The organism is Desulfofundulus sp. JL263-se, from assembly GCF_056316025.1.
Map to the genome: position 1 here is coordinate 779228 of NZ_CM149993.1, position 24494 is coordinate 803721.

28 protein-coding genes are annotated in these 24494 nt (G+C 48.7%); 26 read left to right on the top strand and 2 right to left on the bottom strand.

Translation table 11 applies throughout. The features are described from left to right. Positions 1-79: 79 nt before the first annotated feature. On the bottom strand, positions 80-691 hold the full coding sequence (locus ACX4JR_RS04010) for a site-2 protease family protein (protein WP_476059763.1): 612 nt from the start codon (positions 689-691) through the stop codon (positions 80-82). Here ACX4JR_RS04010 and ACX4JR_RS04015 point away from each other — a divergent pair, their 5' ends adjacent. The 18 genes from ACX4JR_RS04015 to ACX4JR_RS04100 all read left to right on the top strand — a co-directional run bounded on the left by ACX4JR_RS04015 (position 692) and on the right by ACX4JR_RS04100 (position 16326). Continuing rightward, on the top strand, positions 692-976 hold the full coding sequence (locus ACX4JR_RS04015) for a hypothetical protein (RefSeq protein ID WP_476059764.1): 285 nt from the start codon (positions 692-694) through the stop codon (positions 974-976). A 383-nt stretch (positions 977-1359) separates the two neighbouring features. Then, positions 1360-1788, top strand: a complete 429-nt coding sequence (locus ACX4JR_RS04020; RefSeq protein WP_476059765.1) for a hypothetical protein — start codon at positions 1360-1362, stop codon at positions 1786-1788. Positions 1789-1809: 21 nt separating this feature from the next. Continuing rightward, on the top strand, positions 1810-2595 hold the full coding sequence (locus ACX4JR_RS04025; RefSeq protein WP_476059766.1) for an RcpC/CpaB family pilus assembly protein: 786 nt from the start codon (positions 1810-1812) through the stop codon (positions 2593-2595). A 21-nt stretch (positions 2596-2616) separates the two neighbouring features. Further along, on the top strand, positions 2617-4077 hold the full coding sequence (locus ACX4JR_RS04030; RefSeq protein ID WP_476059767.1) for an AAA family ATPase: 1461 nt from the start codon (positions 2617-2619) through the stop codon (positions 4075-4077). Next, positions 4041-5411 (top strand): CpaF family protein, encoded by a 1371-nt coding sequence (locus ACX4JR_RS04035; RefSeq protein ID WP_476059768.1) that lies wholly within the window; start codon positions 4041-4043, stop codon positions 5409-5411. The genes ACX4JR_RS04030 and ACX4JR_RS04035 overlap by 37 nt, the downstream gene beginning before the upstream one ends. Positions 5412-5416: 5 nt before the next feature. Continuing rightward, positions 5417-6331: a type II secretion system F family protein gene (locus ACX4JR_RS04040; protein WP_476059769.1), complete on the top strand. Its 915-nt coding sequence runs from the start codon at positions 5417-5419 to the stop codon at positions 6329-6331. 110 nt (positions 6332-6441) lie between these two features. Then, the gene (locus tag ACX4JR_RS04045; RefSeq protein ID WP_476059770.1) at positions 6442-6624 is read left to right on the top strand and encodes a hypothetical protein; all 183 of its coding nucleotides are present in this window, start codon (positions 6442-6444) and stop codon (positions 6622-6624) included. Between the two features lie 18 nt (positions 6625-6642). Beyond that, entirely contained in the window at positions 6643-7440 is a 798-nt protein-coding gene (locus ACX4JR_RS04050) for an EAL domain-containing protein (RefSeq protein WP_476059771.1), read from the top strand. Continuing rightward, positions 7412-8365: a ParM/StbA family protein gene (locus ACX4JR_RS04055; RefSeq protein ID WP_476059772.1), complete on the top strand. Its 954-nt coding sequence runs from the start codon at positions 7412-7414 to the stop codon at positions 8363-8365. The genes ACX4JR_RS04050 and ACX4JR_RS04055 overlap by 29 nt, the downstream gene beginning before the upstream one ends. 284 nt (positions 8366-8649) lie before the next feature. After that, on the top strand, positions 8650-8907 hold the full coding sequence (locus ACX4JR_RS04060; protein WP_476059773.1) for a hypothetical protein: 258 nt from the start codon (positions 8650-8652) through the stop codon (positions 8905-8907). Positions 8908-9004: 97 nt separating this feature from the next. Then, on the top strand, positions 9005-9484 hold the full coding sequence (locus ACX4JR_RS04065; protein ID WP_476059774.1) for a metal-dependent hydrolase: 480 nt from the start codon (positions 9005-9007) through the stop codon (positions 9482-9484). Beyond that, positions 9462-9866 (top strand): ASCH domain-containing protein, encoded by a 405-nt coding sequence (locus ACX4JR_RS04070; protein ID WP_476059775.1) that lies wholly within the window; start codon positions 9462-9464, stop codon positions 9864-9866. The genes ACX4JR_RS04065 and ACX4JR_RS04070 overlap by 23 nt, the downstream gene beginning before the upstream one ends. A gap of 321 nt (positions 9867-10187) precedes the next feature. Then, positions 10188-10484, top strand: coding sequence for a hypothetical protein (locus ACX4JR_RS04075; protein ID WP_476059776.1), 297 nt, complete (start codon positions 10188-10190; stop codon positions 10482-10484). Between the two features lie 23 nt (positions 10485-10507). Then, complete coding sequence (locus tag ACX4JR_RS04080; protein ID WP_476059777.1) at positions 10508-11569, top strand: hypothetical protein; 1062 nt, start codon at positions 10508-10510, stop codon at positions 11567-11569. A gap of 7 nt (positions 11570-11576) precedes the next feature. After that, positions 11577-12674 (top strand): DNA topoisomerase, encoded by a 1098-nt coding sequence (locus ACX4JR_RS04085; RefSeq protein ID WP_476059778.1) that lies wholly within the window; start codon positions 11577-11579, stop codon positions 12672-12674. After that, entirely contained in the window at positions 12658-13917 is a 1260-nt protein-coding gene (locus ACX4JR_RS04090) for a DNA topoisomerase (RefSeq protein WP_476059779.1), read from the top strand. Before ACX4JR_RS04085 ends, ACX4JR_RS04090 begins: the two co-directional genes overlap by 17 nt. A gap of 14 nt (positions 13918-13931) precedes the next feature. Then, positions 13932-14300 carry a hypothetical protein gene (locus ACX4JR_RS04095; protein WP_476060466.1) on the top strand — a complete coding sequence of 123 codons (369 nt, stop codon included), beginning with the start codon at positions 13932-13934 and terminating at the stop codon, positions 14298-14300. Next, on the top strand, positions 14278-16326 hold the full coding sequence (locus ACX4JR_RS04100) for a VirD4-like conjugal transfer protein, CD1115 family (RefSeq protein ID WP_476059780.1): 2049 nt from the start codon (positions 14278-14280) through the stop codon (positions 16324-16326). The genes ACX4JR_RS04095 and ACX4JR_RS04100 overlap by 23 nt, the downstream gene beginning before the upstream one ends. A gap of 152 nt (positions 16327-16478) precedes the next feature. On the opposite strand, the gene ACX4JR_RS04105 is transcribed toward ACX4JR_RS04100, so the two are convergent. Next, complete coding sequence (locus ACX4JR_RS04105) at positions 16479-17687, bottom strand: IS110 family RNA-guided transposase (protein WP_476058235.1); 1209 nt, start codon at positions 17685-17687, stop codon at positions 16479-16481. Positions 17688-18144: 457 nt separating this feature from the next. Here ACX4JR_RS04105 and ACX4JR_RS04110 point away from each other — a divergent pair, with 457 nt between their 5' ends. The 8 genes from ACX4JR_RS04110 (at position 18145) to ACX4JR_RS04145 (ending at position 24445) form a co-directional block, all read left to right on the top strand. Further along, positions 18145-18993 (top strand): RNA-binding protein, encoded by an 849-nt coding sequence (locus ACX4JR_RS04110; protein WP_476059781.1) that lies wholly within the window; start codon positions 18145-18147, stop codon positions 18991-18993. Beyond that, positions 18950-19609, top strand: a complete 660-nt coding sequence (locus ACX4JR_RS04115; protein WP_476059782.1) for a hypothetical protein — start codon at positions 18950-18952, stop codon at positions 19607-19609. Before ACX4JR_RS04110 ends, ACX4JR_RS04115 begins: the two co-directional genes overlap by 44 nt. A gap of 51 nt (positions 19610-19660) precedes the next feature. After that, complete coding sequence (locus ACX4JR_RS04120) at positions 19661-20347, top strand: hypothetical protein (protein ID WP_476059783.1); 687 nt, start codon at positions 19661-19663, stop codon at positions 20345-20347. Between the two features lie 454 nt (positions 20348-20801). Then, positions 20802-20948, top strand: coding sequence for a hypothetical protein (locus ACX4JR_RS04125; protein ID WP_476059784.1), 147 nt, complete (start codon positions 20802-20804; stop codon positions 20946-20948). A gap of 166 nt (positions 20949-21114) precedes the next feature. Continuing rightward, complete coding sequence (locus tag ACX4JR_RS04130) at positions 21115-21567, top strand: hypothetical protein (protein ID WP_476059785.1); 453 nt, start codon at positions 21115-21117, stop codon at positions 21565-21567. Positions 21568-21695: 128 nt separating this feature from the next. Next, positions 21696-22703 carry a toprim domain-containing protein gene (locus ACX4JR_RS04135; RefSeq protein WP_476059786.1) on the top strand — a complete coding sequence of 336 codons (1008 nt, stop codon included), beginning with the start codon at positions 21696-21698 and terminating at the stop codon, positions 22701-22703. A gap of 30 nt (positions 22704-22733) precedes the next feature. After that, positions 22734-23444, top strand: coding sequence for a hypothetical protein (locus tag ACX4JR_RS04140; protein ID WP_476059787.1), 711 nt, complete (start codon positions 22734-22736; stop codon positions 23442-23444). Between the two features lie 206 nt (positions 23445-23650). Beyond that, entirely contained in the window at positions 23651-24445 is a 795-nt protein-coding gene (locus ACX4JR_RS04145) for an ArdC-like ssDNA-binding domain-containing protein (RefSeq protein WP_476060467.1), read from the top strand. Positions 24446-24494 lie beyond the last annotated feature (49 nt).

Consider the following 24494-nt stretch of genomic DNA (forward strand, 5'->3'; position numbering starts at 1 on the left):
TGCTGCGGGGTTGGCGCTTCAAAAAACAGTGTATATTTTAGAACTTCCCTGGTATTTGCAAGGAAGAAGTGTTTTTATTTCAGGGCACAATTCCGGGGTAGAGGAGGCAACAAAACAAGACGAACGTCAAAAGAGCGTGGAGGATCTTAAAGAAACAAAAGAAAATTTTGCTTTTGGAGTTGTACGTAGGTTTATAAAGCATGCGCTCAAATTCGCAGTATTGAAGTTTTTTAGCAAAGCAGTAAAAAGAAATGGTGGCTTGTCTGATGTCCGTAAAGGGGGAGAGCGGAAGCATATTGGCTACCAACAGGTCAAGGTTAGCAAAGGAGAACCCAAGCAGAGCAGCTTTTCCGACACCTGCAAGTTGAGTGGCAAGGAAAAAAGTGAGGAGGAAGGTCAAAGCATTGATGGCAGGGCCGGAAGCGGTAACGGCCAGCAACTGAATGCATTTGGGGGAAGGAGTATAGGGTTCTTTAAATATTGTGCACCTTCCGCCATCGGGAATAATGCAAAAGGTGATTCTGGATTTCCCAAGCCTGACGGAGAAGATTGGCTTGCTCCTTCCAATGATGATTTGCCCGATAGGAATTCCTGCAAGAGTGAAAGCCGCAGCGTGGCCGATTTCGTGGAAGAAAATGGCGATGTAACGTGTAACTGCGAAAGAAACTATGAATGCCAGCATTGCTGTCATTTGGTAAAACAGCTCCCAGTAAGCAAGCTTAGTACTGTAATGAAGTTTCTGATATTAGTAAGTTCTCCTTTGTGGCTGGTGCACCTGCTTTTTGATGGGGGAAATATCAAGGTTGTAAGCCTTGTGGAATACAACAAAGTGGACGATGAATACAGCGGGTTGGTTATAGATGGTGGTGGATGTTCCTGGGAAGCGGAAAAGGATGCAATAGTTAATGCAGTTGCATGTGGTGTTTGGGGCGTGTTTGCTGGAAGCATGGTTCTCGTCCTGCTGCAAGGAGGTTAGTTTTTCATTACACCGTCGGAGCAGATTGACTGCCCGGCTTTTTTTGTGAGGTTTCCGCATAAGATTGGCGCACTAGGTGACCCCGTTTAGCCGGAGTGCGGACAAACCGGTAGGCCGTATCTAACAGATCGCGGGAGGCGATATTTTCGCGAAATAGTCAACACTGATGAAGGCGCAGGCCGGAAGTGCCTGTTTCGCGCAGTTCTCCCGTCCGGGTGGGATTCCCGGGGCCGAGGTCTCCCCGTTGCGGTATCTACTCCCAGGGGTAGATAAATTCAATCCGGAAAGGAGTGAAATTCTGGTCATGGGGAAGTTGCCTAACTGGAATTAAAAACGGTTAGGTTTTTTGAACCAGAATATCACGATGGAGGGAGTGTTTTAAGTTGGGACATGCTAAGTGGTTACTTATAATTTTTATATTAATTGCCGCGATACTCTTTATTTACGACGGAACGAAAATGCTTGTACTTAAAAGAGACATGCAGACCGCAGTCAATAACGCAGCTACAGGGAGCATAATATCCGCACTTGACCCGGCGCCTCTGAGAGTGGGAGAAGCGCCAAGGATAAATACAGACTTACTCAAAGATCACCTGCAGGACATTTTTGTTAAAAATTTTGGGACGAATTATGCGAGACGGGTGAATGTAAAAGTTTTTGATATCCAGGCGGAGCCCCCGGCCGTTGCAGTAGCCGGTGAGGCACCTGTCCGGACGTCGTTACTGGACTTTCTTTCAGGTTCCAGGGGAAGTGAAAAAGTCATCCGGAGTCGTGTGGTAGTCATTTACGAAGCCAAGCAAGTAGATAGGTGAAAAAAGGGGGCGACGAGTTTTATGGTCAGGAAGATAGTTGTAGTAATTCTTGCAACCCTGGTTACGTGCGGCTTTTATTTTGGCAGCCAGCTGGCAGTGAAACAAAAGTTAAGAAGAGTGCCGGTAGCCATTGCCACAAAAGACATACCGGCGCGTACAGAAATTACGGAAGATATGGTTAAAGAAATAATGCTTCCCGTTTCCGGTATACCGCCGAAAATTATAAGGAGAAAAGAGGACGTAGTCGGCAAGTACACCATGAGCAACTTTGGAATTCCTCAAAACGGGTTCTTCTTCTCTGCCGTGGTCAAAGAGAAGGAAGAGCTCCCTGCCGGCGGGATAATGGCCCTCAAACCGGGTGAGGAACTTATAACTATGGAAGTTGACCTGGAAAAATATCTCGGGGGTAATGCCGTTCCCGGAACTCTGATTAACCTGTGGTTTGTAACAGGGCCAATGGGACGAGAACGGGTGCCGGTGGTGGGGAAAATTTATGAGAACATTCGTGTGCTTGGGGCCAGAGACAGGAGGGCAATGGAAGTCTCAATTGACAGCCCGAGCGAAGCGGCTGAGAAAAAGAAAAGTTCAAGTTCAGTGGCTAAAGTTCTGCTTCTGGCCGTGCCTAAAGAAGATGTAAAATATTATTTCATGGCAAAATCAATAGGCAAGGTATATCCTACCGGCGTCAAGGAAATAACCGACCCCGGCGAAGAAGCTGTTATGACCGAAAGTATAGAAGAGTCAAGGAAATGGCTTGAAGAAAATGTAAAGATTTTAACAGTAACACAAAATGACACGGGTAATTAAAGAAAAAAGAGGTGAATAATTTTGAAAATATTAGCTTGTACAGGTGTAACAGATTTGGAGAACGAGTTGGCGAAACATTATGAAGTATTGAGCATTAAAGTTTTAGATGACGTGCTGGATAATTTCCTGATTAACCAGTCATTTCAGGCAGCGGTAATCTCGGCTTACTTGCCGTCATTTCAAGCTGACTTTTTGACGGTTTGCAGTGAGCTAAAACTAAGGGGTTTAAGGGTTATAGCGCTGTGTGGTGACAACAAGCACCTGATGCGAGCCCTGTTTAATAACGGCATATATGACTTTATACCCGGCAACAAAGTATCAATTCGAAAAATCATTGAAAGAATAAATAATCCCATGGACCCTGAAGAAGCCATAACTTTTATTGACAAAACGGTGCCTCTTTCACAGCACCGGTCATTTATTGGAACACCTGGTTCAGAGGCGGAAAGTTATAAACAGGAAAGTTGCAAACAGAAAAGTTACAGGTTAAATCAAAAAGAGTCCGGCGATGGATATAACCTCGAATCAGTTAAAGCTGGTTCTAAGATTACTGCAAGCCCGGCTGGTCCGGAAGAAGCCTTTGTAGTTATAAAACAGGAAAAAGAAGAAGAACAGGAACAGGAAGATGACAGGGGTCCTTCCGTCCTTGGGTTTTGGAGTGCTAAACCGGGCTCGGGCACCGGCAGCATAGCCCGCGCGGTAGCAATAACGGCTTCTCACTTTTTAAAGGTTTTACTGGTTGAAACCGACTTCCGGTATCCTTCGGCTATGTTCAGCCTTAAAATGATAGACGACGAAAGGTGCATTGAAAAAGCCATACAGGCGGTTCAGGAAAACTCCGGAAGTGTTATGCAGTCCATATTAAATAAGCGGAATTACGAAGGGAAAACGGATGTCCCTGAAGGACTGCACCTTCTGGCACCAAGTATAGAGCGGGGGCTTGAACTGTTTCCGAGAGTAGAAAGTGAAGAAGTTATGGCAAAAATACATGAATCAGTCAAGGAAGATTTTGACTTGATTATTTACGATTTACCTTCCGAGCTGGATTCTTTCCTTACCGTTGGAGCAATGAAACAGTGCACCCACCTGATTATTATCATCGACGGCAGACCGGCTGTCCTTTCGATTTTAGAGAAGAGGATAAACCTTCTTAGAAGGCTGAAAATAAAGGCCATAGAAAACTGCGTGGCCGTTACAAACAAACTACCGGAAGAAGTTGGAGTGCAGAAAATTCAGCAGATATGCGGCCTTAGAGTAATCCAGAATATTCCTTATGACCGTGAAATGAATGAGGCCGTCATGCACATGCTTCCGGGTGGCAAGGTGTTTATGAAGTCAATAGAAGACTTATGTTCTCGCATAGGTGTAGGTGAAAAGAGACAGATGAAGGATAGGCCTGTTTCAAAGAGTTCAATATGGACACGGTTGAAAGGGGGTACAAATAAATGGACGCCAGGTCAATTATTCCTGACCACTCGGTAGATATGGGGGATTTGCTGTATAAACAGCATTCCACACCAGCTAAGAAAAAACACGGTATTTTAGACGAAAGAGTTGTAGCAGACGTGAGAACATACCTTATTGAAAACTACTCCGAACTGTTTTCACGCTCCGTGCTCGACCCTTCTATCCGGCCCTTTATCAAAGACAGAATAGATGAGTACGTTCGCCTGAACGAAGTTTCAGCGGGCGGAATGTCTTTAGAAGATTTGGTGGAAAAACTGGTTCAGGAAATATGCGGCCTGGGGATATTAGACCCTCTGCTTGAAGATAATGCGATTACGGATATATTGATATACGGCCCCAGTGAGATTTATATAATCCGGAACGGCAGGACGATAAAAACAGACCTTAAATTTCGGGATAACGACCACGTGCTCCAGATAATAAGGAAAATCTTAAACGCCAGCGGTGAGTCTGTGACTATAGCGAAGCCGGTGGTGGACGCCCGGCTGCCGGACTGCCGGGTAAATGTAGCTATAATGCCTGTAGCCAGAGGCGGCAATTCACTCATTATCCGGAAGTTTCCCCCGACTAATTTAAACGAGGAACGGCTTGTAAGCAGCGGCTTAATGAGTGAAGAAATGTTGAAATTACTCAAGATGGTTATGAAGGGATCCATAAACGGAATAATTTGCGGTCCTACGGGTTCCGGCAAGACCACGACGTTAAAAGAGCTCATAAGGTATGTTCCCGATGATGAAAGGATATTAACAATCGAGGATACAGAGGAAATGCGGCTTAAACAGTTATATCCGCAGAAGATAATTGATTCGCTGGAATGCCGGTTTACTGACAAAGAAGAAACTACTGTAGACATGGCAACGCTGCTGAAGGCGTCACTGCGGAGAACTCCAAAGAGAATTATCCCCGGCGAGGTCAGGGGGCCCGAAGCCGCGATTATGATTGAGATTTTAAACACGGGCCACTACGGGTTTACCACGCTCCATGCCAACAGTGCCCGTGACGCTATAGTGCGGCTCGTTCTTATGATACTTCGAACCGGGATGAAGCTGGACGAGGACGCCATAGGAAAAATGGTGGCAAACACAATAGACCTGGTAATTTTCCAGAGAAGGTTAAGAGACAGGCGTTTCAGGATACTCGAAATTGCGGAAGTTATCGGCTATGAAAACAAAACTCCTGTAATGCAGACGTTATTCAAATTTCATGTTACGAATTCCAGTTCTGAAAGTATAGACGGTGAATTTAGAAGGATGGGCAACATATCTGAGGGGCTGGCTGAGCGATTATTACTTGATGGAATACCGAGGGAAGAAATCCAAGAATTTGCCAGGGAAGTGAGGTATCAATAGAGATTATGATACCCGCTGAAATAATTTTTATAATTGCAGGAATCAGCCTGGCAGGACTAATTTTCCTGGTAAGCAAGGAAAAGTTTCTGGTGAAAAAATACCCTGCCGTGGAATTTTTATTGAAGAAGAAATCGAAGACAAAAAAGAAAAAGAATAAAATAACCGGCAAAGGTTCTATTTTAAGCAATTATATCCAGGAAGCTTACGATGCGGGCTGGAATGTTCAGCCGTATGAAGTAATAGGTATAGCAATTTTGGGTATGATTATAGGGGCCGGTTTCGGTCTTTTTATTGGTAACGAAATCCTGGCCGTTGCCGGCCTTTCGCTGGGTTATTTACTGCCGCGGTATATTCTTTCGGTAATGGTTGAAAGGAGAAGAAATGCAATTTCTATGCAGCTTGAGAGCGCCATGAATACAATCGCGTCATCTTTTGATGTTCACGGGAACGTGCTGGAAGCATTCAAAGCAAGCATACCGGTAATGGAATCTCCGATAAAAGATGAATTCCAGAGGGTTGTTCAGGAAGTAGAAAGTGGAGTTCCACTGGAGAAAGCATTGCTGGACATGGAAAAAAGGGTTGGCAGGAAGGAACTTGTCATGTTTAACCGGGTAGCAGTTGTGGCTGAAAATGCCGGCGGCAGAGCAGGGGATATACTTCAGAAATGCGCAAGGGTAGTGGCAGAGAACCGGTTGCTCAAGTCAGACCTGGAAACGGAAGTAACACAGGTAAAGCAGGATACAAGGATAATGTTTTCTTTAACGCTGGTATCGCTTATTTTCTTTAGAATAACAAACAGTGAGCTGTTTGACTTTTATCAAAAAATTGAAGGGAAAATTATAATGCTGATATTGCTCGGTCTTGCTGTAATTGTGACAATAGCTGCAAACAAAACTGCTAGCCCGAAAGAACTTGAATGATTTACGTATTGCCTGCGGACTGAAGGCAGAATTAATACAAATGCCTGGCACAAAGCCAGGCATTTTTTTTAGAAAGCAGTTCAGAGTAGTTCAAGGAGGTTTTAAGTACAATGATTAAACACAAGATTGAAAAAACAATTAGGGATTCGAAAGAATTACTGGAATATTACCACACTCACCAAGACGAAATTGATTCTGTTATTTCCAAAATGGGAATTGAAAGTGAAAACGAGATAAGAGAAATAATTGAAATTCATAAAGTCATTGATTCAATGGATTTTATCGAAACTTAAACAGAAAGGAGCTTCTTGATGACTGAAATAGAACGAATTATTAAATACGGGTTGATAAGTACCTTATTCCAGCCAATTCATGATTTGCGGAATAACAAAGTAATAGGTTACGAAGTATTGAGCCGGGGGCCGGAAGGGCGCTACCACGCCCCGCAAAATCTTTTTGCGGCGGCCCTTAAAGAACGGCGCCTGGTGGAAATGGAAATGGCTTGCTTTAAGCGAGCTTTGCAAGAACAGCCCCTTAACGGCAAATTATTCTTCAATTTTAGCGCCACTACCATTGTTCACCGGCAGAATGAAATCGGAGAAAATCTTGGCCGCCTGGCAAACCCGGTTGTCGAGCTGTCGGAGATCGGAACACATTTCGATAAGCGGGATGAATTGTTAAACGCACTCGAATCCCTTCGGGAAAAAGGAATCCAGGTAGCACTGGATGACGTAGGAGGAGGGACCAAGGACTTCCCGCATGTCTGTGAAATCCCCTTTGATTATTTGAAAATCGACCGCAGCCTGGTCCGGGGGATAACCCGTTATAAAAACGGAAGTGCGGTTTGTTATAAGAAATTTTTACTTTTCATTACCGAACTAGCAAAACAACTTGACGCTGAAGTAATTGCCGAAGGCATTGAAACCGAGATGCAGCTTGCCGGCATCAAACGGGCCGGCATTAATCTTGTCCAGGGTTTTTATTTTTTGGAGCCTGCACCCGTAGAAACTATTAAAAAAGTAATTAAACACTATAATAATGTCGATTTTGTTAGATTTAATCGAAAGGAAGGTGTTATCTATGCAAATCGCCATAGATGTGGGATATAGCCACGTAAAAGCTGTTACGCCTACAAATCGGGTAATAATTCCTTCAGTTATCGCCCCATATCGTGACCTTGCTCTTGCTGATCTATCAAGAAACAGTACCGGTTACATAGTAGATATTCGTAAAGTAAATAACTCGACAACCAGGTATTTCGTAGGTGAAATGGCCCTCCGGGAAGGTCACGCAGCCAGTTTTTCGATAGACAGAGAAAAACATCGACATCCAAATCACGATGTACTGGCACTAACCGCAGCAAGAATTTTAGATACCGGTCCAGGCGCAACCCTGGTTGCAGGGCTACCTGTAGCATATTACAGAACACAAAAAGAAGAACTGCAAAAACATTTCGAGGGTTTACATGCGGAAGTTGCTGTTAACGGCGGTCAGCTTAAAAGAGTTAGCTTCGGAAAGGTTATAATTTACCCCCAGGGAGCCGGGGCATTATTGACGGCTCCAGGGTTGCCAGACGCCGGCATAGTTTTGCTCATTGACATCGGGTACAAAACCACTGACTATGTTACCGCTGAAATAGGAGGCGGGCCGGTAGATAGTATGTGCGGGTCTTTAGAAATAGGAGTGCATACTGTCTATGAAGCTTTCGCCCGTGAATTTCAATCACGCACAGGAATGCCGTTACAAACAATAAGGATTCCCAAAATAATTGCCTCAAACGGTAAATTAACTTACTACGGCAGAGAAATGGATTTTTCTGAAGTCCTTGCAAATGCGCGTGAACATATAGCTCTAACTATTGCTGATCAGGTAAAATCCGCCCTGGGCGACAGGTTTGCCGAAATAAGGAAGGTTTATCTTGCCGGAGGTGGAGTCAAGGTATTGCCTTCACTTACATCGTTATTTCACTGCACTGAAATCTTACCTAAACCACAGTGGGCAAATGCGCTTGGATTCCTAAAAGTACTCGGATAACCGAATGTGTCTGACAATTGATGTGTCATTAAATCCAGTAAATGTCGGGCATAGGAGATTTTAAGCGCAAATTTTATACGGAACCCGTAAACTAATCGATATAAATTTTGTCCGACAAATCTAAAATACTTGAACCCTTGTTAATTCTGATATTCTGGCATATAAGAATTAAATAATATCCGGAATCCGGAAGTGTTTTCTATAAAAAATAATACTCTTGTCCGACAAAACTCCTTAAAAATAAGCTGCAGCCCTCTAAAAAACTGGAAAGGAAGTTCCGGTATATGTCGAAAACGAAACGTTTAGACGTTCGCCTACCTGCGGATCACTGGATATGGCAGTACCCGCGTGGTCAGCGCGGCCAGAAAGTAAGAGAAGCCCTGGATACCATAGGCGCAATAGAAAAAATGTTCGGCATTTTAGATGAACGATTAGCGCGAATTGAAAGAGCCTTATCATCCGGGGTAATATCCGAACAAAAAGGTAAAGAACAGGAGAGTCAAGATGTTAACTTTGACATAGGTGCCTTTATGAATATTTAACGGCAGTGTTCCACTATGATGAGCCGTGGAACCGCTTATGTGCAAGAATTATAAGATGCATGATAAATAAACTTCATCCGGCAAAGGAGAGTGCCTGATGCTCTGGCGCACACACCTGGCAATGGGCCTGGCCGCCGGGTACATGATTGCCGGGCCCGATCCGGTATTTCTTACAGCAGCAGGCATAGCGGCGCTTTTGCCAGACCTGGACCATCCCGGGAGCTATGCCGGGCGCCGGGCCCCCGTGCTATCAACGATGGTGCGGGTAAGTTTCGGGCACCGCGGGGCTCTGCATAGCCTGGTTGCGGCTGCGGCAGCGGTCCTGGCCGTGGGCCTGGCAGGGGGGCCCGCCCTGGCCCTGGCGGCGGGCGCCGGGTACCTGGCGCACCTTCTTGGGGACCTGCTAACTAGAATGACTTATAATGTTGCAATGGCAAGAAGGCTTACTAGGGGGAGATTAATAGATAAAGTTGGCCTAGATGAACAGGCATATTGGGGTTTTATGAGAATAACAGATAACGAATTCAAACATATTATAGAATTGGGTGGCGTTAATGAGAGTCTTATTATCGATTAAACCAGAGTATGTTGAAAAAATATTCAATGGTGAGAAAAAATACGAGTATAGAAGACAAATATTTAAAAGGAATGTTGATAAAGTAATAGTTTATGCGACACAACCAGAAGGAAAAATTGTGGGGGAATTTAGCATTGAAGCTATATTGCATGATGGTTTGGATAAAATATGGCATTTAACAAGTAAATATTCCGGAATAAGTTATTCATTTTTTAAGAGCTATTTTCAAGGAAAAGAAGAAGGTTACGCAATCAAAATTGGTAAAGTAACGTTATACAATCAACCGATTGACCCCAAAGAAATTGATGAGAATTTTAAACCTCCCCAATCTTTTTGCTATGTAGAAAAAGATATTTTACTTAAATCAAAACTGAGTCTATGATTAGAGCCTACCAGGCTCTTTTTCTTTTGATACAATATTTAAAGTTCCTCATTAAACATTTTTCTTATACACATTATAAAAAATTGCAAATTGTTTATTATTATGTTTACTTGAAAATTAAAAGTGTGACCGGGAAAACGCAGATTTTATAAGGGTGGATACTCACTTTTCGGATAAAACGTCACACCGTTTTAAGAGGTCTTTAATTCACGGTGTGACGTTTCTTTATTAAAAATCGGTTCCAGCCTTAGAGGCCGTTGGGTTTTCCCGGTCACACCCTTTTTATAAACACGGTGTGACGCAAAGGGTGATAAAAAACCTATGAAGCAAGGCAGAAGTAAGGCCAAGAGTGGTCGCACCAGATCCCTGCACATAAAACTTCCCGCGGATCACCCTATATTTTCACTCCCCGAGGGTGAACGAAGCCGGGTAGCCCGGGAGTGGATGGAGCAGGGGCGACAGGTGTCAGTGGTCATGGAAGAGATCAGGCGGGATATAGCGGACATAAAAAGAAATTTGAACAGGAGAGAGCAGTGTGAATGTAAGGACTCTGATGGTAATGAAATGCAGAATGAAGCGATTAATCCCATTAACCCGGCGGTATTTCTGAATTTATAATTTTTGTCATTGGAGGAAGTGTTATGATTAAACATAACGCGAGTGACAATCAGGTCATTCAAAAGCTAAAAAGAGTGGTCATAAAAGAAGAGTTCGTGGCCCTTACGGGCGACATCATAAAGGCGATTATTTTGAACCAGTTTATCTATTGGAGTGAAAGAGTCCAGGATTTCGATAAATTTATCATCGAGGAAAAAGCCAGGGCTAAGATGAACGGCGAAGAAGTCAATATCAAGCTTAATAACGGCTGGATATATAAAAGTGCTGAAGAACTCTCCGAAGAAACAATGCTTAACCTCGCCCATAATACAATTCGCCGGCATATAAGGTTTCTCGTTGATAAGGGGTGGTTGGATGAAAGAACCAATCCGGACCGGAAATGGGACAGGACTACGCAGTATCGCGTGAACCTTGTTAAAATTAACGCTGACCTGATGAAACTTGGATATATTTTACAAGACTATAAAGTAGAACTCCCTTTTTCTGAAATGGAAAATGCATCGTCCGAAATTGACAATGGAATGTCCAAAATGGACAATGCATTGTCCAAAATGGACAATGGAAACTCCAAAATGGACAATGCAATCTCCAATTTGGACAATCGAACCTCACAAAATGTACGAGCAATACCAGAGATTACTACAGAGACTACTACAGAGATTACTACAGAAATATATCCCTCCATCCATCCATCTACTTATAAAGATAATATTACCTTGGAGACCCACTCCGGTGACGGGCTGACGGATGGAGGGATGGATGGATTTCCAAATATTTTTCAAAAAACGGCCGTAAATCGAGCTGTGGGACGTACTGAAGAATACGAACGTCAAGACTTTCTCGAAGTGAATCTGATAATCAGGCAGATATGCGAAAGTACGGGTGCAACTCCGGAACAAGTGCAAAAAGCCATAAGAAGGGCTAACCAAATCGAAAAAGAGGGTAAGTTAAAGAGTAATTACCTGAAACTTGTTGAGGCAATAGCCAAAACAATAGTTAAAGAGGACCTGTTAAAGAACAGCGACTATGGCTATGACGGCAACAAAAAGAAAAAAGAGTTCATAAAAAGTCTTTATATGGGGTGAAATCATAATGAAAAGCCTAATCCTAGCCGAAAAACCCTCGGTGGCCCGGGATATTGCTACAGTCCTGGGCCGTTTTGAGAAGAAAGATGGTTACCTGGAGATGGAAAATCAGGATTATCTGGTTTCATGGGCTTTCGGCCACCTGGTAGAACTGGCAGAACCGCATGAGTACGATGAGAACCTGGCGAAGTGGAACCTGGAACAACTGCCGATTATACCGGAAAACTTTCGGTTAAAACCTACTAAAGAAGGCAGAAAACAGTTACAGGTATTAAGAAACCTGCTTAATTTACCGGAAGTTAAGGAAGTTATAAATGCCTGCGACGCCGGCCGGGAGGGAGAACTGATTTTCCGGCGTATTTACCGGTACTGCGGCTGCCGTAAACCGGTGAGAAGGTTGTGGTTGTCGGAGGCAACACCGTCAGCTATCCGGGAGGCTTTTCAACGGCTGCTGGCAGGGAAGGAATTGGACAACCTGGCTGCGGCGGCCGAAGTAAGGGCGGAGGCTGACTGGTTAGTGGGAATCAACGCTACACGGGCCTTTTCAGTCAGGCACAATTCCGTTCTGTCTGTCGGGCGGGTACAAACGCCTACGCTTGCCCTGGTAGTGACCAGAGAGAGGGAGATACGGGATTTTAAGCCGGTAAAATACTGGGAAATATGGGCTTTATTCAGGAAGGAAACAGGTGAAACGTACCCGGGAAAGTGGGCGGGAAGAAATGACGGCCGGTTGTTTACCCGGGAAGAACTGGACGCGGTACTGAAAAAAATCAGGGGCACCGGCACGGGTACTATAACCGGGGTGGAGCAAAAAGAAATAACAGAACAGCCGCCTATGTTGTTTAATTTGAACGACTTACAGCGGGAGGTTAACCGCCGGTATGGAATAACCGCGCAGCAGACGCTGAACGTAGCCCAGGCGCTCTATGAGAAACATAAACTAATCACATACCCGCGTACTGACAGTCGGTATATTACGCAAGCAATGGTAAGTACGCTTCCGGGCAGGTTAAATGCCCTTAGTGAAGTGCCGGAGTATAATGGCTTAATTCCAAAAACACAGCGTCAACTCGGAAAACGGTACGTAAATGACGAAAAAACCTGATATATCAGCTTTGGGTAAGAACGAACAGCTTGTGTATGACCTGGTTGCGCGCCGTTTTCTGGCCATATTCTACCCGGACGCAAGGTATGCGGTAACAAGAGTGACTACCTCCGTCAACGGTGAGAGTTTTACATCTAAAGGCAAAGTGGAGCTTGACTGGGGCTGGAAGGTGGTATACCGGAACGAACCGGCGCAGGAGAAAGAGAATGACGACCGGGAAGAACAGGCCCTCCCGCACCTGGCCGAGAACGAAACGGTAACCGTTCAAAAGGTCGAAACCCCGGAGAAACAAACCAAACCGCCCAAAAGGTACACCGAGGCCACACTGCTGGCGGCAATGGAAAACGCCGGGAGGTTGGTTGAGGATAAAGAAATGGCCGATGCATTGAAGGCTGCGGGCGGTATCGGCACGCCGGCTACCAGGGCGGCGATCATTGAAAGGTTGATCAAAGTGGGGTATATACAACGGCAGAAGAAAACGCTGGTGCCTACCCAAAAAGGAGAAACGCTTATTGAGCTGGTACCGGAGCAGGTGAAATCCGTTCAGATGACAGCAGAGTGGGAAGAAGGCCTGCGGCAAATTGAAGAAGGACAAAATAACGCCGGTACATGGCTGGAAGGCATAAAAAATTTTACACGGGAGGTGGTACAAATAGCAAAAGAACAGGAAGCCAGCAATGCTGTCGGGCAGGACAAGGAAATATTAGGCAAATGTCCCTTGTGCGGGCGCGATGTAATCGAGGGTAAGAAGGGCTTTGGCTGCAGCGGCTACAAGGAAGGCTGCAAGTTTGTCATTTGGAAAGAAATTGCCGGGAAAAAAATTACCCGGGCCCAGGCCAGGGCGCTGTTGGAAAAAGGGAAAACCGGCGTCATCAAAGGATTTACCTCCAGGAACGGTAAAAAATTCGATGCCGCGTTGAAGTTGGAAAACGGCAAAGTGGAGTTTCAGTTTATTGAAAATAGTAATGGCAAACAAATTCAGGGAAAATGTCCCCTGTGTGGCATGGACATAACCGAGACGGCAAAGGGATTTAGCTGCAGCGGCTATAAAGAAGGCTGCAAATTTGTGATTTGGAAAGAGATCGCCGGAAAAAAGATCACGGCTAAACAGGCACGGGACCTGTTGCAAAAAGGTAAGACCGGCTTGATTAAAGGGTTTAAATCCAGGTCCGGAAAAAAATTTGATGCGGTTCTGGTACTGGATCAAAGCGGAAAAATCAGTTTTGAATTCAAGAGGGGGTAAACACTGTGGCAGTAATGGAATTTATTATGCGCTTGAGAAAGACTACCAAATGCAAAGCGTGTTTCAAGGAGAATATGGACCGTATAGGCAGGATATACCTGCCCCTGCCGATGATGGAACGAATGAATATTGGGGACGAAATCATAGTTCAGCTGGCCCCGGATAAAAGCTTCTTTAATCCGGGTGGGTATGCCACCCGGCTGGTCAGGGACAAGGAAACGATAAAAAAGATACGTTTTGCCGAAGATATCGGGGAAAAAGGGGAGCTGGGCATTATATATATCGGCAAGAATATTCTGGAAAGCCTGGGCGTTGAAGATAAAATAGCTGTGCGGATTATACCGACTGGGGGGACTGAGGATGCTTCTGCCGCCGAAGGATAGGATTAAAATTCGGATTGACAAACATGATCTGCTGGAGTGGGTACGGGAACACAAAAAAGCAGTGCTGATACTGGGGAGCGCACCGGTTACGGTGCCGCTTTTATATTTTGCCGATATCTGGACGGTGGGCAGCCTGGCGGCTGCCGTCCATGACACCGTGCATGGTTTACAGCACCAGCTGTCTGCTCTGTCTGCGTTTTCCACCCCGGAACAGAAGGCCGCTGCTGAGCACGGAAAAATGTTGCCTTATATTTTCCGCCACCCTTTCAGTGTTGGCTGGGCCTGGCTGACCAGGCCGGCAGAAACGCTGACACACCCCGATGTAAAGCGCATCTGGCAGGGCCTGAACGTGCTGCTCGGAGCAGGGGCAGCCGGCGGGTATCTCTGGTGGTGGCAGAACCGGGTGAAGAACAGCCCGGATCGAGTGCACGGATTAAAAGTTACCGACAACGCCGCGCTCGGCACAGCCCACTGGGCCGCCCTGCGGGACGTAAGGCCTTTATGCGAATTCGGCCCGCCTAAAGTCAGGGACGAGGGCAAAGGTTCCGGCGGCATAGTCCTGGGAAAACTGAACGGAAGAATAGTCAGGGTAATACCCGGGAAGGCCCCGAAGGGCAAGCCGGGCCTGGCCGGACACGCCGCCGTATTCGGCGGTACCGGTTCCGGTAAGTCGTTCTCGTTCGTGCTGGGCAACATCATCGCGGCCGTGGCGGACGGGCAGTCGTTCATCTGCACTGATCCCAAAGGAGAGCTGGCCGCCACCACTGCCAACTGGCTCAGGGAAAAGGGGTATAACGTTAAAATCTTCAATCTAGCGAACCCCGCCACCAGTCACCGGTGGAACGCCATAACCGAATGCAGCGATGACGCAGAAATAGCGGAGATGGCGGCCTGCCTGATCCGCAATACCGGGAAGGACGACAACGCGTACTTCCTGGCGAAAGAAATTCAGCTGCTTGAGGCCCTGGCGGGCCTTCTGAAGGGCGATTTCCCGCCGCAACAGCAGCACCTGCGCGCGGCCATGAGCCTGACCGCGTGGACGAAGGAAGAGCTGGACGAGAGGTTCAGGACCGCATACCAGGCGGGAAAGATCAGCGCCACCATCTACGAGCGGTGGCGCGGGGTGGCTTCGGCAAACTTCGACCACGCCGTGTCGGGACTGTCTGCGAAGCTGAAGATTCTGACCACGGAGCCGCTGGCCGCCCTGCTATCCCAGCATGAGATCAAGCTGGGTGAACTGGGCGACAAGAAAACGGCCCTGTTCTGCGTTATCCCGATCAGCGGCGAAAACAAGGTGCTGAGACCGATACTGTCCGTCTTCTACTTGTTTCTATTCAAGCGCCTGTACAGGCTGGCCGACCGGCACAATGGGAAGCTGCCCGTGCCGGTGCGTTTTCTTTTGGACGAGTTCGCCAATATCGGGCAGATACCCGGGTTCTCGGAAATCATCTCCACCGCCCGCAGCCTCGGCATTCACATCCAGTTCATCCTGCAGGGGCGCAGCCAGCTGGACGACGTGTACGGGCACAATGAGGCCAAGAACATACTGGCAAATTGTCCGACAATTCTGCTGCTGGGAGTGGCCCCCGGCGACCGGGAGACAGCAGAGATGTTCTCCCGGTTACTGGGTAAAGCCGCGGTTAAGGGCATGTTCGAGAAGGAAGACCTCACCGTGCCGGTGGTCCACCGCTTTAGACTTCGGGAGAGGACACTGAGTACGGTCGGACGTTTTCTAATGGAACCTGACGAAATATCCCGCATGAAGCCCCTGGACTGCATAGCCCTGATCCAATGGTGCCCCCCGCTGTACATGCGGAAGGTGGGGTGGATTAAGCTGCCGCAGGCCCGGGAGATCTACAATGCCGGCAGCCTGGCGGTCAGCGAGCTGGTACCACCGCGAAGTTTTGATGTAGAGTTGCCGGAAATAATGATTACTGACGATGATTCAACCGTAGATGATTCAACCGCAAATCAACCAGTACTTCTCTTGCTGCAGAGGCAGAAGGAAGACCTTCTATGTCAATAGTGTAATCTAAAAATTTTTCATGGTCGAGCAGTACAAATGTTCGTGGCCTTTTAAAAGGACGGGCTTTACCCGTTCCGCCTAGCTATGGGCCGGATCAAAATCCCGCCCTCCTTGCTGGCGGCTTAAGAACTTTGAAAACCGAATATTTAACATTATGCTGCCCGATTATAATGCTTGGCGCGGGCTGCTATAAACGTGGCTTCGTCGTAACAAGTACGGTTTTTCCACATGGCAAAGATGAGCCGCACCCAGATATTTGCCAAAGCCCGTAAAGCTTCATGATGGGTTTTGCCCTGGCTTCTCTTGGTATCGTAATATTCCCGTGCCCAGGAAACCTGCCTGATACTCTGGAAGGCGAACAGGTGCATAGCTCGTCGGAAAGGTTTCACACAGGATTTGCGCTGCCTGGCAAAGCGGTACTTACCGCTTTGAAAAAGAACCGGCGAGGTACCTGCTAAAGCCTGGACCACGGCTGCATTTTCGTAACGTTCCCGGTCGTCCCCCCACTCCGCCAGCAGTCTTGGCGCGAGCCGCCCGGCCGCCCCTGGCAGGCTAGCGAAGATCCTGCTGTCGGAGTGCTGCTGAAAAAGGCGGTTGATCTCCTTGTCGTAAGCAGCGATTTGCTCCCGGACCACTTCCAGCTGACTCACCAGGGCGAGCATTAAGCGGCCTTTTGCCCGTACGGTGGGAGCACTGGCCCGAAGCTGCGGCTCCTGCGCCTTCTGCCAGATGGAGACAGCCGTTTGATTGGGCCGGGGATGTTTATGACTCTTAAGAAAGGCGGCTATCTCTGGAACGGTAGCTTCCCTTACCAGATCCGGGGTAGGATAGCGCTTGTAAAACTCCAGGGCTACCGGTAGGGTTGGCTTCGAAAAGAAACCTAAAGCTACCGGGTAATATTCCTTCAAGCAAGCAATGAGCTTGTTGGTCAGCCGGGTGGATTCCTGGATAAGGCCGTCCTGGTCTCGGGTGAACATTTTTAGTTCCGCGATCAGTTCCGCATCTGGCTTAAGCCTCTTTAGCTGCGCCAGGTCGGAGCGGCCGATGTTGGCCAGCAGCCTGGCATCGATTGGGTCACTCTTCGCCCCGGAGGGCTTTCGCCGGTAGTCTACAACCTTCGGGTTGAGCGGGTAAACCGGAAAGCCGGCTTCCAACAGAAACTGCACCAGAAGACCGTTTTTGGTTTCGATCAGGCAGGCGAAGTTTTCCGGTTCGGGATCGATGCTCAAGAGCCTTTTCTTTAATAACTCCATGCCTTCCCTGTTGTGAGGGATGGTGAAATACTTAAGTTCTTGACCCTTTTCATCGAGCACGGCTACGTCATGATGTAAGTCAGACCAGTCAATCCCTACAAAGTACATGTTAAGAACCTCCGCAAAAGAAATTTGCTGCAGACTGGCAGTGGGCCTTATCTAACGCGGTGCTCGAAGCACAACCCTTCTATGAACCGCAGTCTGCAAATTTGATCCGGGAAAGGTGGCTCTTCCGACAGCAGTCGAACTGCCAGGAGGTGGAATCCTTTTCCCGGAAACCTTTGGCTATATTTTTGGCCAACTTAGGCTAGCTTTCCTGCTACCTAATTTGAGTTTAACAGATAAGGGGGTGATGAACAAAGCAAAGACGGTGATGATAATAACCAGTCACAAAACGAACAGGATACCGGAGATACCGGAAGAAACGAAAGCGAAAATGCACGGATAACGGAGCAGGCGGAAGAGCAAGAGACGGCGCCGGCGAAAGAAACCGCCGCCGGCAGAGACGTAGCCGTTAGAATTTCGGAAACGCCCTGGGGATGAAAGGAAAGGAGCGGATAATTTTATGTTTAAGATCGCGCCGGAAGGGTTTGGTAGTTTAGTTGATCCGTGGGCGGAGCTGTACGAGGCCAGAGAAAGAGGCACACTTGTTGAAGCACTCGTCGTGCGTGTCAGGAGGATAGATGGCCAAGGGGAGACCTGGGAGCTGGAATTTCCGGGCAGACCGGGAATCACCGGCCTGGTGCCGGTCAGTGAAAGCGGCCTGCCGGACGGGGCGCCGATGAATGAGTTCGTAGGGCAAAAGGTGACCGTTAAGGTGATGAGCATTGATAGAAGCAACGATCTAGTGGCATGCAGCAGGAAAGAGGCAGTGGATATCTCCTTAATCCGTTTAGTTAGTCAGCTGGAAAAAAACGAGGTTATCCCCGCCGTGGTGCGTGCCGTCGGGACCCGGCGCGTGTATTTAGACATCGGCGGCGGGGTGATTGTAAGAGTGAATCAGGAAAAGGCCCGGCTTTCCCACGGCGTGCCGCTGGATGTGCAGTACGAGAAGGGAAGTATAGTTAAGGTCAGGGTTACGGCTCTGGACAGGGATGAAAGGAGTATAGAGGTAGAACCCGTGGATCCCTGGGAGGCATGGGAATTTAATCGCGGGGAAGTCGTTTTGGGCAGGGTGGTATCCGTGAGGGACAGCCTTGCCTTCATCAGCGTTAAGCCGGGTATAATCGGGCTTGCGCCGACGGCTGCTAACGGCAGCTATAAAGTAGGGGAATATGTGGAGTTCCAGGTGACCAGCTATGACCGGGCCCGGAGACGTCTCCACCTGCGAAGGTGGGACGCCAGAAGGACGGCTGAGAGGAGGCGGGAACGTGGGAGACGTCGTAACAAGAGAAAAGCAAGTAAAAGCGCCTAAGGACAGCATCTTCGCTTTCGGAAGCGGGATGCGGGTGTCGCGGCTGAACGAGATCGAGTCGCGGGATTTCAACGGGCGGGCATTTGAGGTTCTGCAGTATTTAGGGGAAGCGGAGGCGCTGACGGTCTCCGCTGTCGCCCGCCTGCTTGAAACCAGCAAATTTGTAGCAAGTAAATCTCTCACGTGCCTGTGGTATGCCGGGCTGGCAAGGTGGATCACGGTGGCCGGGAACAACGCGGTATTTAAGCTGTGGCTAGCCGCAGATACCCGGCTACTCGGAAGTGCCCAGGAAGCCTGCCGGATGGCGGTCTTGGGCCTGTACTATGCCCACGCTCGGAAGGAAGTGCCCGGGTTTGAGTGGAAAGTTATAAGAAACAGCAAGAAACCGGTTTACGCGGAAATGCTGTACCTGCCCAAAGGCAAAAGTGAGAAGGCGAAAATGGTTATCGATGCGCCGAGGCGCAGAGAAAAGCCAAACCCGGATGCCGGTCTGTGCATTTTTCCTACAGTCGATGAGGCCAAAGCCGTGATGATGAAGGGGAAACGGTTCACTACAGACCTGCATCTAATGCAATATGACGGGTCACTGAGTCAGAAAATTTTTGAAGTGTCATAACGGGGAGGAGAGAGGGTGGAGGAAATGCCGGTTTCCTCCACCCGCTGTTTTATGGAGTTAGTGCAAAACTACGAAACTATGTTTATCTGCAGTCGAATAAGCGAGGTTGTGGGCAGGAGGTACAACATCCTGCCCGTAGAGATGGAGCCGGAAGTCAGGGGCGTGTATACCCGGGAGACGGTGGCCGGTTTTTTCAGGGCGTGGAAGCTGAACGAGCTTCACTTCGGCGTCCTGGACATAGTCAATTCCCTGCAGGTGGCGGATACAGGGCAAATTATCAAAGTATCCGGCATGGGTGAAGAAGAGTGCAGGGAGATCATAGAAAGATGCGTAATCCTGGGGCTGCTTTGCGAAAACAGGGTAGTGTTCAGGGACGGCGGCAGCGTGACGCTGTATCTTGTGGACACCGGCGGCATATTTGCCCTGGAAGAAGCAGGAGTGCCGTACAAAAAACTTAAATACACGGCGGGCATTGACGGAAGGATTAACATTTACAGGAAGAATATATTTTTAACCGATAAGGGATTATTGGAAACGAAAACAGCAGACAAAGTTTTCTTTTTTGAACAAATCATCGGCAAGCCGGTTACCGCCGCTTGCCGGGATGCCGTGCTTCTTTATGATAGTGTCATCGCTGAGAAGCTCGGCGTAAAGGACGTAGTAGCGGGTGAGATCAGGAAATACGAGAAGATGTTAAACGCAAGGCCTTATGATATAAGCAAGAAAATTTGGTGTTGACGAGAAACTTGTAATGATTTATGATAACTTTAGGCTAGTATAAAATATCAAACTCAACCCAACAACCTTTCCGCTGGACGATCCCAGTCCGACGCGGGTGGAAGCCCCGGAGTATCGGCCAAAAGGCGATGAGCTGGCCGGTACTGGAAGGTTGTCCCCAGGGAAAGTCCCATGGCGATGAGCGGGTGTACCCTGGGGGAACGCGCCGAGGCGATGAGCAAGGCGCGGATTTCCACCGGAGCGATGAGCAAGGTGGACGTAGACCCACACGATAGCATGGGCAACACGGTTCCGCTGAGGCGATGAGCAAAGCGGGACCTGGCAGGGACCGGCTAGAATCGGTCTCGCAGCCGAAACCCTGATTTACAGGGTGACACGGGTGAGGTAGGCTCTCACGGGGAACGTGTTCAAGGCGGCTGCGTAACCAGGATGCCTTAAGCGCCACACAAAACAGGTGCCGGCCACCTGGTGGCTGCGAAGCGGAAGAGCCGGCAGCGGCAAAGCCGCGGCAATCAGCGGCACCGGTTACGGGTGCCCAGGAAGCCGCAAGAAAAGCGGCAAAGAGGTAAAAACAAGATATTTGAGTTATACAGGATTTTGAGAGACACTTTGGCAGAATAAGGCAAGCTTAAAATTTTCGGCTTGTTCTGTTAAGGTGTCTTTTTGCGTTTTTGCCCCCCGCGGGCGTTAAATAGCGCCCGTGGGGAGAAACCCGGGCGCTTGATCATATTGAGAAAGGAGCGTGCCGGGAATGAGAGGAGATTTCCATGACGAAAGAAGAAGTAGCAAGGATAATAGAGAAAATGCCAAAAGAAGACCAGATATGGCTGATGAACCTCATCATACGAAGGTTCTGGCCGGAGTTCGAAGGAAAGCCGGTGGCGTTTTATGACCCATCGGAGTTCTGGGACGACTGGGAAGACCGGGAAGTCGATGAGTACAACAAAAAGCAAGAACTTCTCGAGGTCAAAGACAAGGAAGACAGCAAAAAGCAAGAACTTCTCGAGGCCAAAATCAAGGTCCTGGAGGCCAGAGAGACGAAGCCCGGCACTGTAAGGGCATGGTGCTGGTTTGCGGAGAAGGGCAAAACAGAGGCCGTCTTCGCCAAGAATGGCGCGGGCAGGGTTTTGCTGGAGTCAGTGGACAAAAAGGTGAATGTCAAATACCGCCGCATGAATGACGGTAAAGCGTTTGCGGTGTTCGTAAAGGCGGAATCTTGAGTTTAATCAGGGCCATTTTGTTGGCCGGGAATTTGAGGAGAACGTGTTTCAGGGAAATGTTACGTTTCCCTGGGCGTTCTCCTTTTGTGTTTTTGTGAGGAAATTAAAAAGCCAAGGAGGGGCCGGGAATGCAAAATAAACGTTACAGGTACCCTTATGAAGAATTTATAAAAGCAAAGCCGCAACATCCCTGCCCCATTTGCGGCAAGGGCGACTGGTGTGGTTTTAACAGTTACCTGGCAAGTTGCATGAGGATTAAAGAAGGGTCGTTCAAGCAGGTGTTTCTTAGCAACGGGCAGGTTGCTTATTTGCACTGGCTTGAACCTGGAAGCGCAGCCGTGCCGACAATTCAGGAAGATAGGGCATTTCCGGCCGCGTATACTGCACCGGTGGAAGTTCGCGACCGGGTATACCGGGATTTCTTGAGAATATTGCACCTGCTTCCGCGCCACAGGGATGACCTTACCCGGCGGGGGCTGAGTGAAAGACAAATAAGGGAAAACGAATATAAATCCGTACCGGAAAGGGAGATGCCCTGGAAGATTTGCCGGCTCCTTATGGATAGAGGCCACGACCTGGCCGGAATTCCCGGGTTTTACAAGGCCCGGGGACCGCGCGGGGGGTCGTACTGGACGTTTGACCGGCAACCGGGGTACTTCATACCGGTGCGGGATGTTCAGGGGCGCATACAGGCACTGCAGAGGAGGATGGACGATCCCGGACGCGGCGGGAAATACAAGTTGTTCAGCGGCTACAAAAGCCGGGGAGGTTGCTCATGCGGAACCCCGGCCCACGTGGCCAGGCCGGGTGAAATTAGAGATTCCCGGGTCTGGATTACCGAGGGGCCGCTGAAGGCTGATATCGCCGCGGAGTATCTGGGGGCGGTAGTTGTTGGGGCCTTGAGCGCCGGCACCTGGAAGCCGGCGGCAGAGGCGGCGTTGAGGTTGGGCGCCAAAGAAGCAGTTTTAGCTCTTGATATGGATACGTTTACTAATTTGAATGTATCCCGGGCCGAAAGAATGTTGAAATCCGAGCTCAGAAAGTTCGGGATAAAAGTAACCCGGGCGGTTTGGAGAAAGGAAAAGGGCATTGACGACGCGTTGGTTTCCGGTGTCGATGTGAGGATTGTCAGCTAAAATTATAAAAATTTGTAAGGAGGACGAACAATGAAGATAATTCTTGAGAGCGAGCTGGAAAAGCAGGTCTGGGAAATTATGATGGAGGCCCACGAAAAGTGGGAGAAAAGCCACGGCCACACCTTGCAAGACATGATGGAACGGTATTTTAACGAGGTGTATAAGGACGAAATAGAAGCCTTGGCAAAACGCGAAGTCAAGCGCCGGCTGGTGGAGCTGTGGGGCGAGGAAGAGTATAACATGGTCAATCTCTCGGAGGATGAATATGTTGCCCGGGCACTGGAGAATACCAATAGCCTTAGCGAGGACGAGATAAAAGAGCTAGAGAATAAACTGCGGGATGACTACAGAGCAATCCGGGAGGACCTGGAGGGATACCGGGAAAGCGTAAAATGTGATGTTGAAAAAGAGTTGCATGGTATATACTACAGTTTCTTTAACGCTCCGGAGAAACTGACCGTTATTTATAACGGCGAAGTCATTCAAGGAGAAAAAGCTGGTAAGGGTCCGGAAAACAGCGAAAAGGAATTTCTGAGAAAAATCGAGCTGCAGGCAGAACTCAACCGGCTGCGGTACGGGGGAAACAGCCGACCTGTTTCCGAGTGGGCAATGATCGTGTCAGCGCACATCGGGCACCTCATGGAGTCAATAATGGCTGCTGACAGTGCGGAAATCGAAAAAGAAATCTTCCATGCAGCCGCACCGATGCTGGAATTGTATAAGGAACTGAAGGCAGTATAAAGCTGTTGCCGTAGCGGGAGGAAGTTGCTCCGGTACTCCGGTACACGTAGCGGGTGACGGAGGGCGACGAGTAAGGTAGTTCGGGCAGAGGCCCGTGAACACATTTCCGGAAGGGAAGTGTGGCACGGGCTTCGTGCCCGTGCCTTAAAATGGCGAAAGTTAAAAAGAATGAGCGTATCAAGGAGATTTTGCATCGTCTACTGGAAATGTTCGAAAGCGGTGATCTGCCGCAGGCCGTCGCGCGAACGATGATCCGGGCTAAGGCGGGAAGACCGTGTGACAGATGGAGCTTGGGCAACCGGCTGTTGATGCTGCTACATGGGACGGAAGATGCCAGGGGCCTGAAGCAATGGAATCAGGTAGGACGAAAAGTAAAGAAAGGGGCTAAGGCTTTCTATATCCTGGCCCCTTGTACAAAGCGGATTGTTAAAAAGATACGAGACGAAGAAACCGGGGAAGAGCGGGAGGACGTGCTGGTGGTCGTGGCTGGCTTCCGGTGCGTACCGGTCTTCAGGTACGAGGATACCGAGGGGGAGCCGCTTCCGCAGCCGGACTACTCGCCGCTCGAGCCACCGCCGCTTTTCGACGTGGCACGGAAGTTTGGTATCAAGGTGGAGTACGGTCCCGGAGACGGAAGCTGTTACGGTGCCTATTTTCCGGGGTCTAACCGGATCAAGCTTTTCACGCATGACGTCAAGACGTTCTTTCACGAGCTGGCCCATGCGGTCCACAACACCATCAGGCCGCTCAAGGGAGGACAGCACGCGGACCAGGAGATTATTGCCGAGACAGTCGCATGTGTTTTGTGTGAGATGTACAACTACCCGGGCTATCTATGGCATGGGTGGGAATACATCAAGGGGTATGCGACAGGCCGAGAACCCCGTGCTGCACTGCGGTCCGTAATGCGAGTGCTGACAGATGTGGAAGAGGTGCTGAAACGTATCTTGGAAGCCGCGGAACCCCAAGGTGACCAGGGTGAAGGGGGGTGCGCGGCGTGATGGGTAAAAGAACTAACGAGTTTTTCTGAGAAGGGAGGGAAAGGGGCGG

What these genes read in the sequence shown, in the direction of transcription:
- ACX4JR_RS04035 (WP_476059768.1), top strand. Translation starts at nt 4,041, where the DNA reads ATGGACGCCAGGTCAATTATTCCTGACCACTCGGTAGATATGGGGGAT.
- ACX4JR_RS04080 (WP_476059777.1), top strand. Translation starts at nt 10,508, where the DNA reads ATGATTAAACATAACGCGAGTGACAATCAGGTCATTCAAAAGCTAAAA.
- ACX4JR_RS04105 (WP_476058235.1), bottom strand. Translation starts at nt 17,687, where the DNA reads ATGTACTTTGTAGGGATTGACTGGTCTGACTTACATCATGACGTAGCC.
- ACX4JR_RS04120 (WP_476059783.1), top strand. Translation starts at nt 19,661, where the DNA reads ATGGAGTTAGTGCAAAACTACGAAACTATGTTTATCTGCAGTCGAATA.
- ACX4JR_RS04140 (WP_476059787.1), top strand. Translation starts at nt 22,734, where the DNA reads ATGAAGATAATTCTTGAGAGCGAGCTGGAAAAGCAGGTCTGGGAAATT.
- ACX4JR_RS04075 (WP_476059776.1), top strand. Translation starts at nt 10,188, where the DNA reads ATGAAGCAAGGCAGAAGTAAGGCCAAGAGTGGTCGCACCAGATCCCTG.
- ACX4JR_RS04060 (WP_476059773.1), top strand. Translation starts at nt 8,650, where the DNA reads ATGTCGAAAACGAAACGTTTAGACGTTCGCCTACCTGCGGATCACTGG.
- ACX4JR_RS04100 (WP_476059780.1), top strand. Translation starts at nt 14,278, where the DNA reads ATGCTTCTGCCGCCGAAGGATAGGATTAAAATTCGGATTGACAAACAT.
- ACX4JR_RS04025 (WP_476059766.1), top strand. Translation starts at nt 1,810, where the DNA reads ATGGTCAGGAAGATAGTTGTAGTAATTCTTGCAACCCTGGTTACGTGC.
- ACX4JR_RS04070 (WP_476059775.1), top strand. Translation starts at nt 9,462, where the DNA reads ATGAGAGTCTTATTATCGATTAAACCAGAGTATGTTGAAAAAATATTC.
- ACX4JR_RS04065 (WP_476059774.1), top strand. Translation starts at nt 9,005, where the DNA reads ATGCTCTGGCGCACACACCTGGCAATGGGCCTGGCCGCCGGGTACATG.
- ACX4JR_RS04095 (WP_476060466.1), top strand. Translation starts at nt 13,932, where the DNA reads ATGGAATTTATTATGCGCTTGAGAAAGACTACCAAATGCAAAGCGTGT.
- ACX4JR_RS04110 (WP_476059781.1), top strand. Translation starts at nt 18,145, where the DNA reads ATGTTTAAGATCGCGCCGGAAGGGTTTGGTAGTTTAGTTGATCCGTGG.
- ACX4JR_RS04135 (WP_476059786.1), top strand. Translation starts at nt 21,696, where the DNA reads ATGCAAAATAAACGTTACAGGTACCCTTATGAAGAATTTATAAAAGCA.
- ACX4JR_RS04010 (WP_476059763.1), bottom strand. Translation starts at nt 691, where the DNA reads ATGACAGCAATGCTGGCATTCATAGTTTCTTTCGCAGTTACACGTTAC.
- ACX4JR_RS04045 (WP_476059770.1), top strand. Translation starts at nt 6,442, where the DNA reads ATGATTAAACACAAGATTGAAAAAACAATTAGGGATTCGAAAGAATTA.
- ACX4JR_RS04055 (WP_476059772.1), top strand. Translation starts at nt 7,412, where the DNA reads ATGCAAATCGCCATAGATGTGGGATATAGCCACGTAAAAGCTGTTACG.
- ACX4JR_RS04090 (WP_476059779.1), top strand. Translation starts at nt 12,658, where the DNA reads ATGACGAAAAAACCTGATATATCAGCTTTGGGTAAGAACGAACAGCTT.
- ACX4JR_RS04050 (WP_476059771.1), top strand. Translation starts at nt 6,643, where the DNA reads ATGACTGAAATAGAACGAATTATTAAATACGGGTTGATAAGTACCTTA.
- ACX4JR_RS04145 (WP_476060467.1), top strand. Translation starts at nt 23,651, where the DNA reads ATGTTCGAAAGCGGTGATCTGCCGCAGGCCGTCGCGCGAACGATGATC.
- ACX4JR_RS04130 (WP_476059785.1), top strand. Translation starts at nt 21,115, where the DNA reads ATGACGAAAGAAGAAGTAGCAAGGATAATAGAGAAAATGCCAAAAGAA.
- ACX4JR_RS04040 (WP_476059769.1), top strand. Translation starts at nt 5,417, where the DNA reads ATGATACCCGCTGAAATAATTTTTATAATTGCAGGAATCAGCCTGGCA.
- ACX4JR_RS04085 (WP_476059778.1), top strand. Translation starts at nt 11,577, where the DNA reads ATGAAAAGCCTAATCCTAGCCGAAAAACCCTCGGTGGCCCGGGATATT.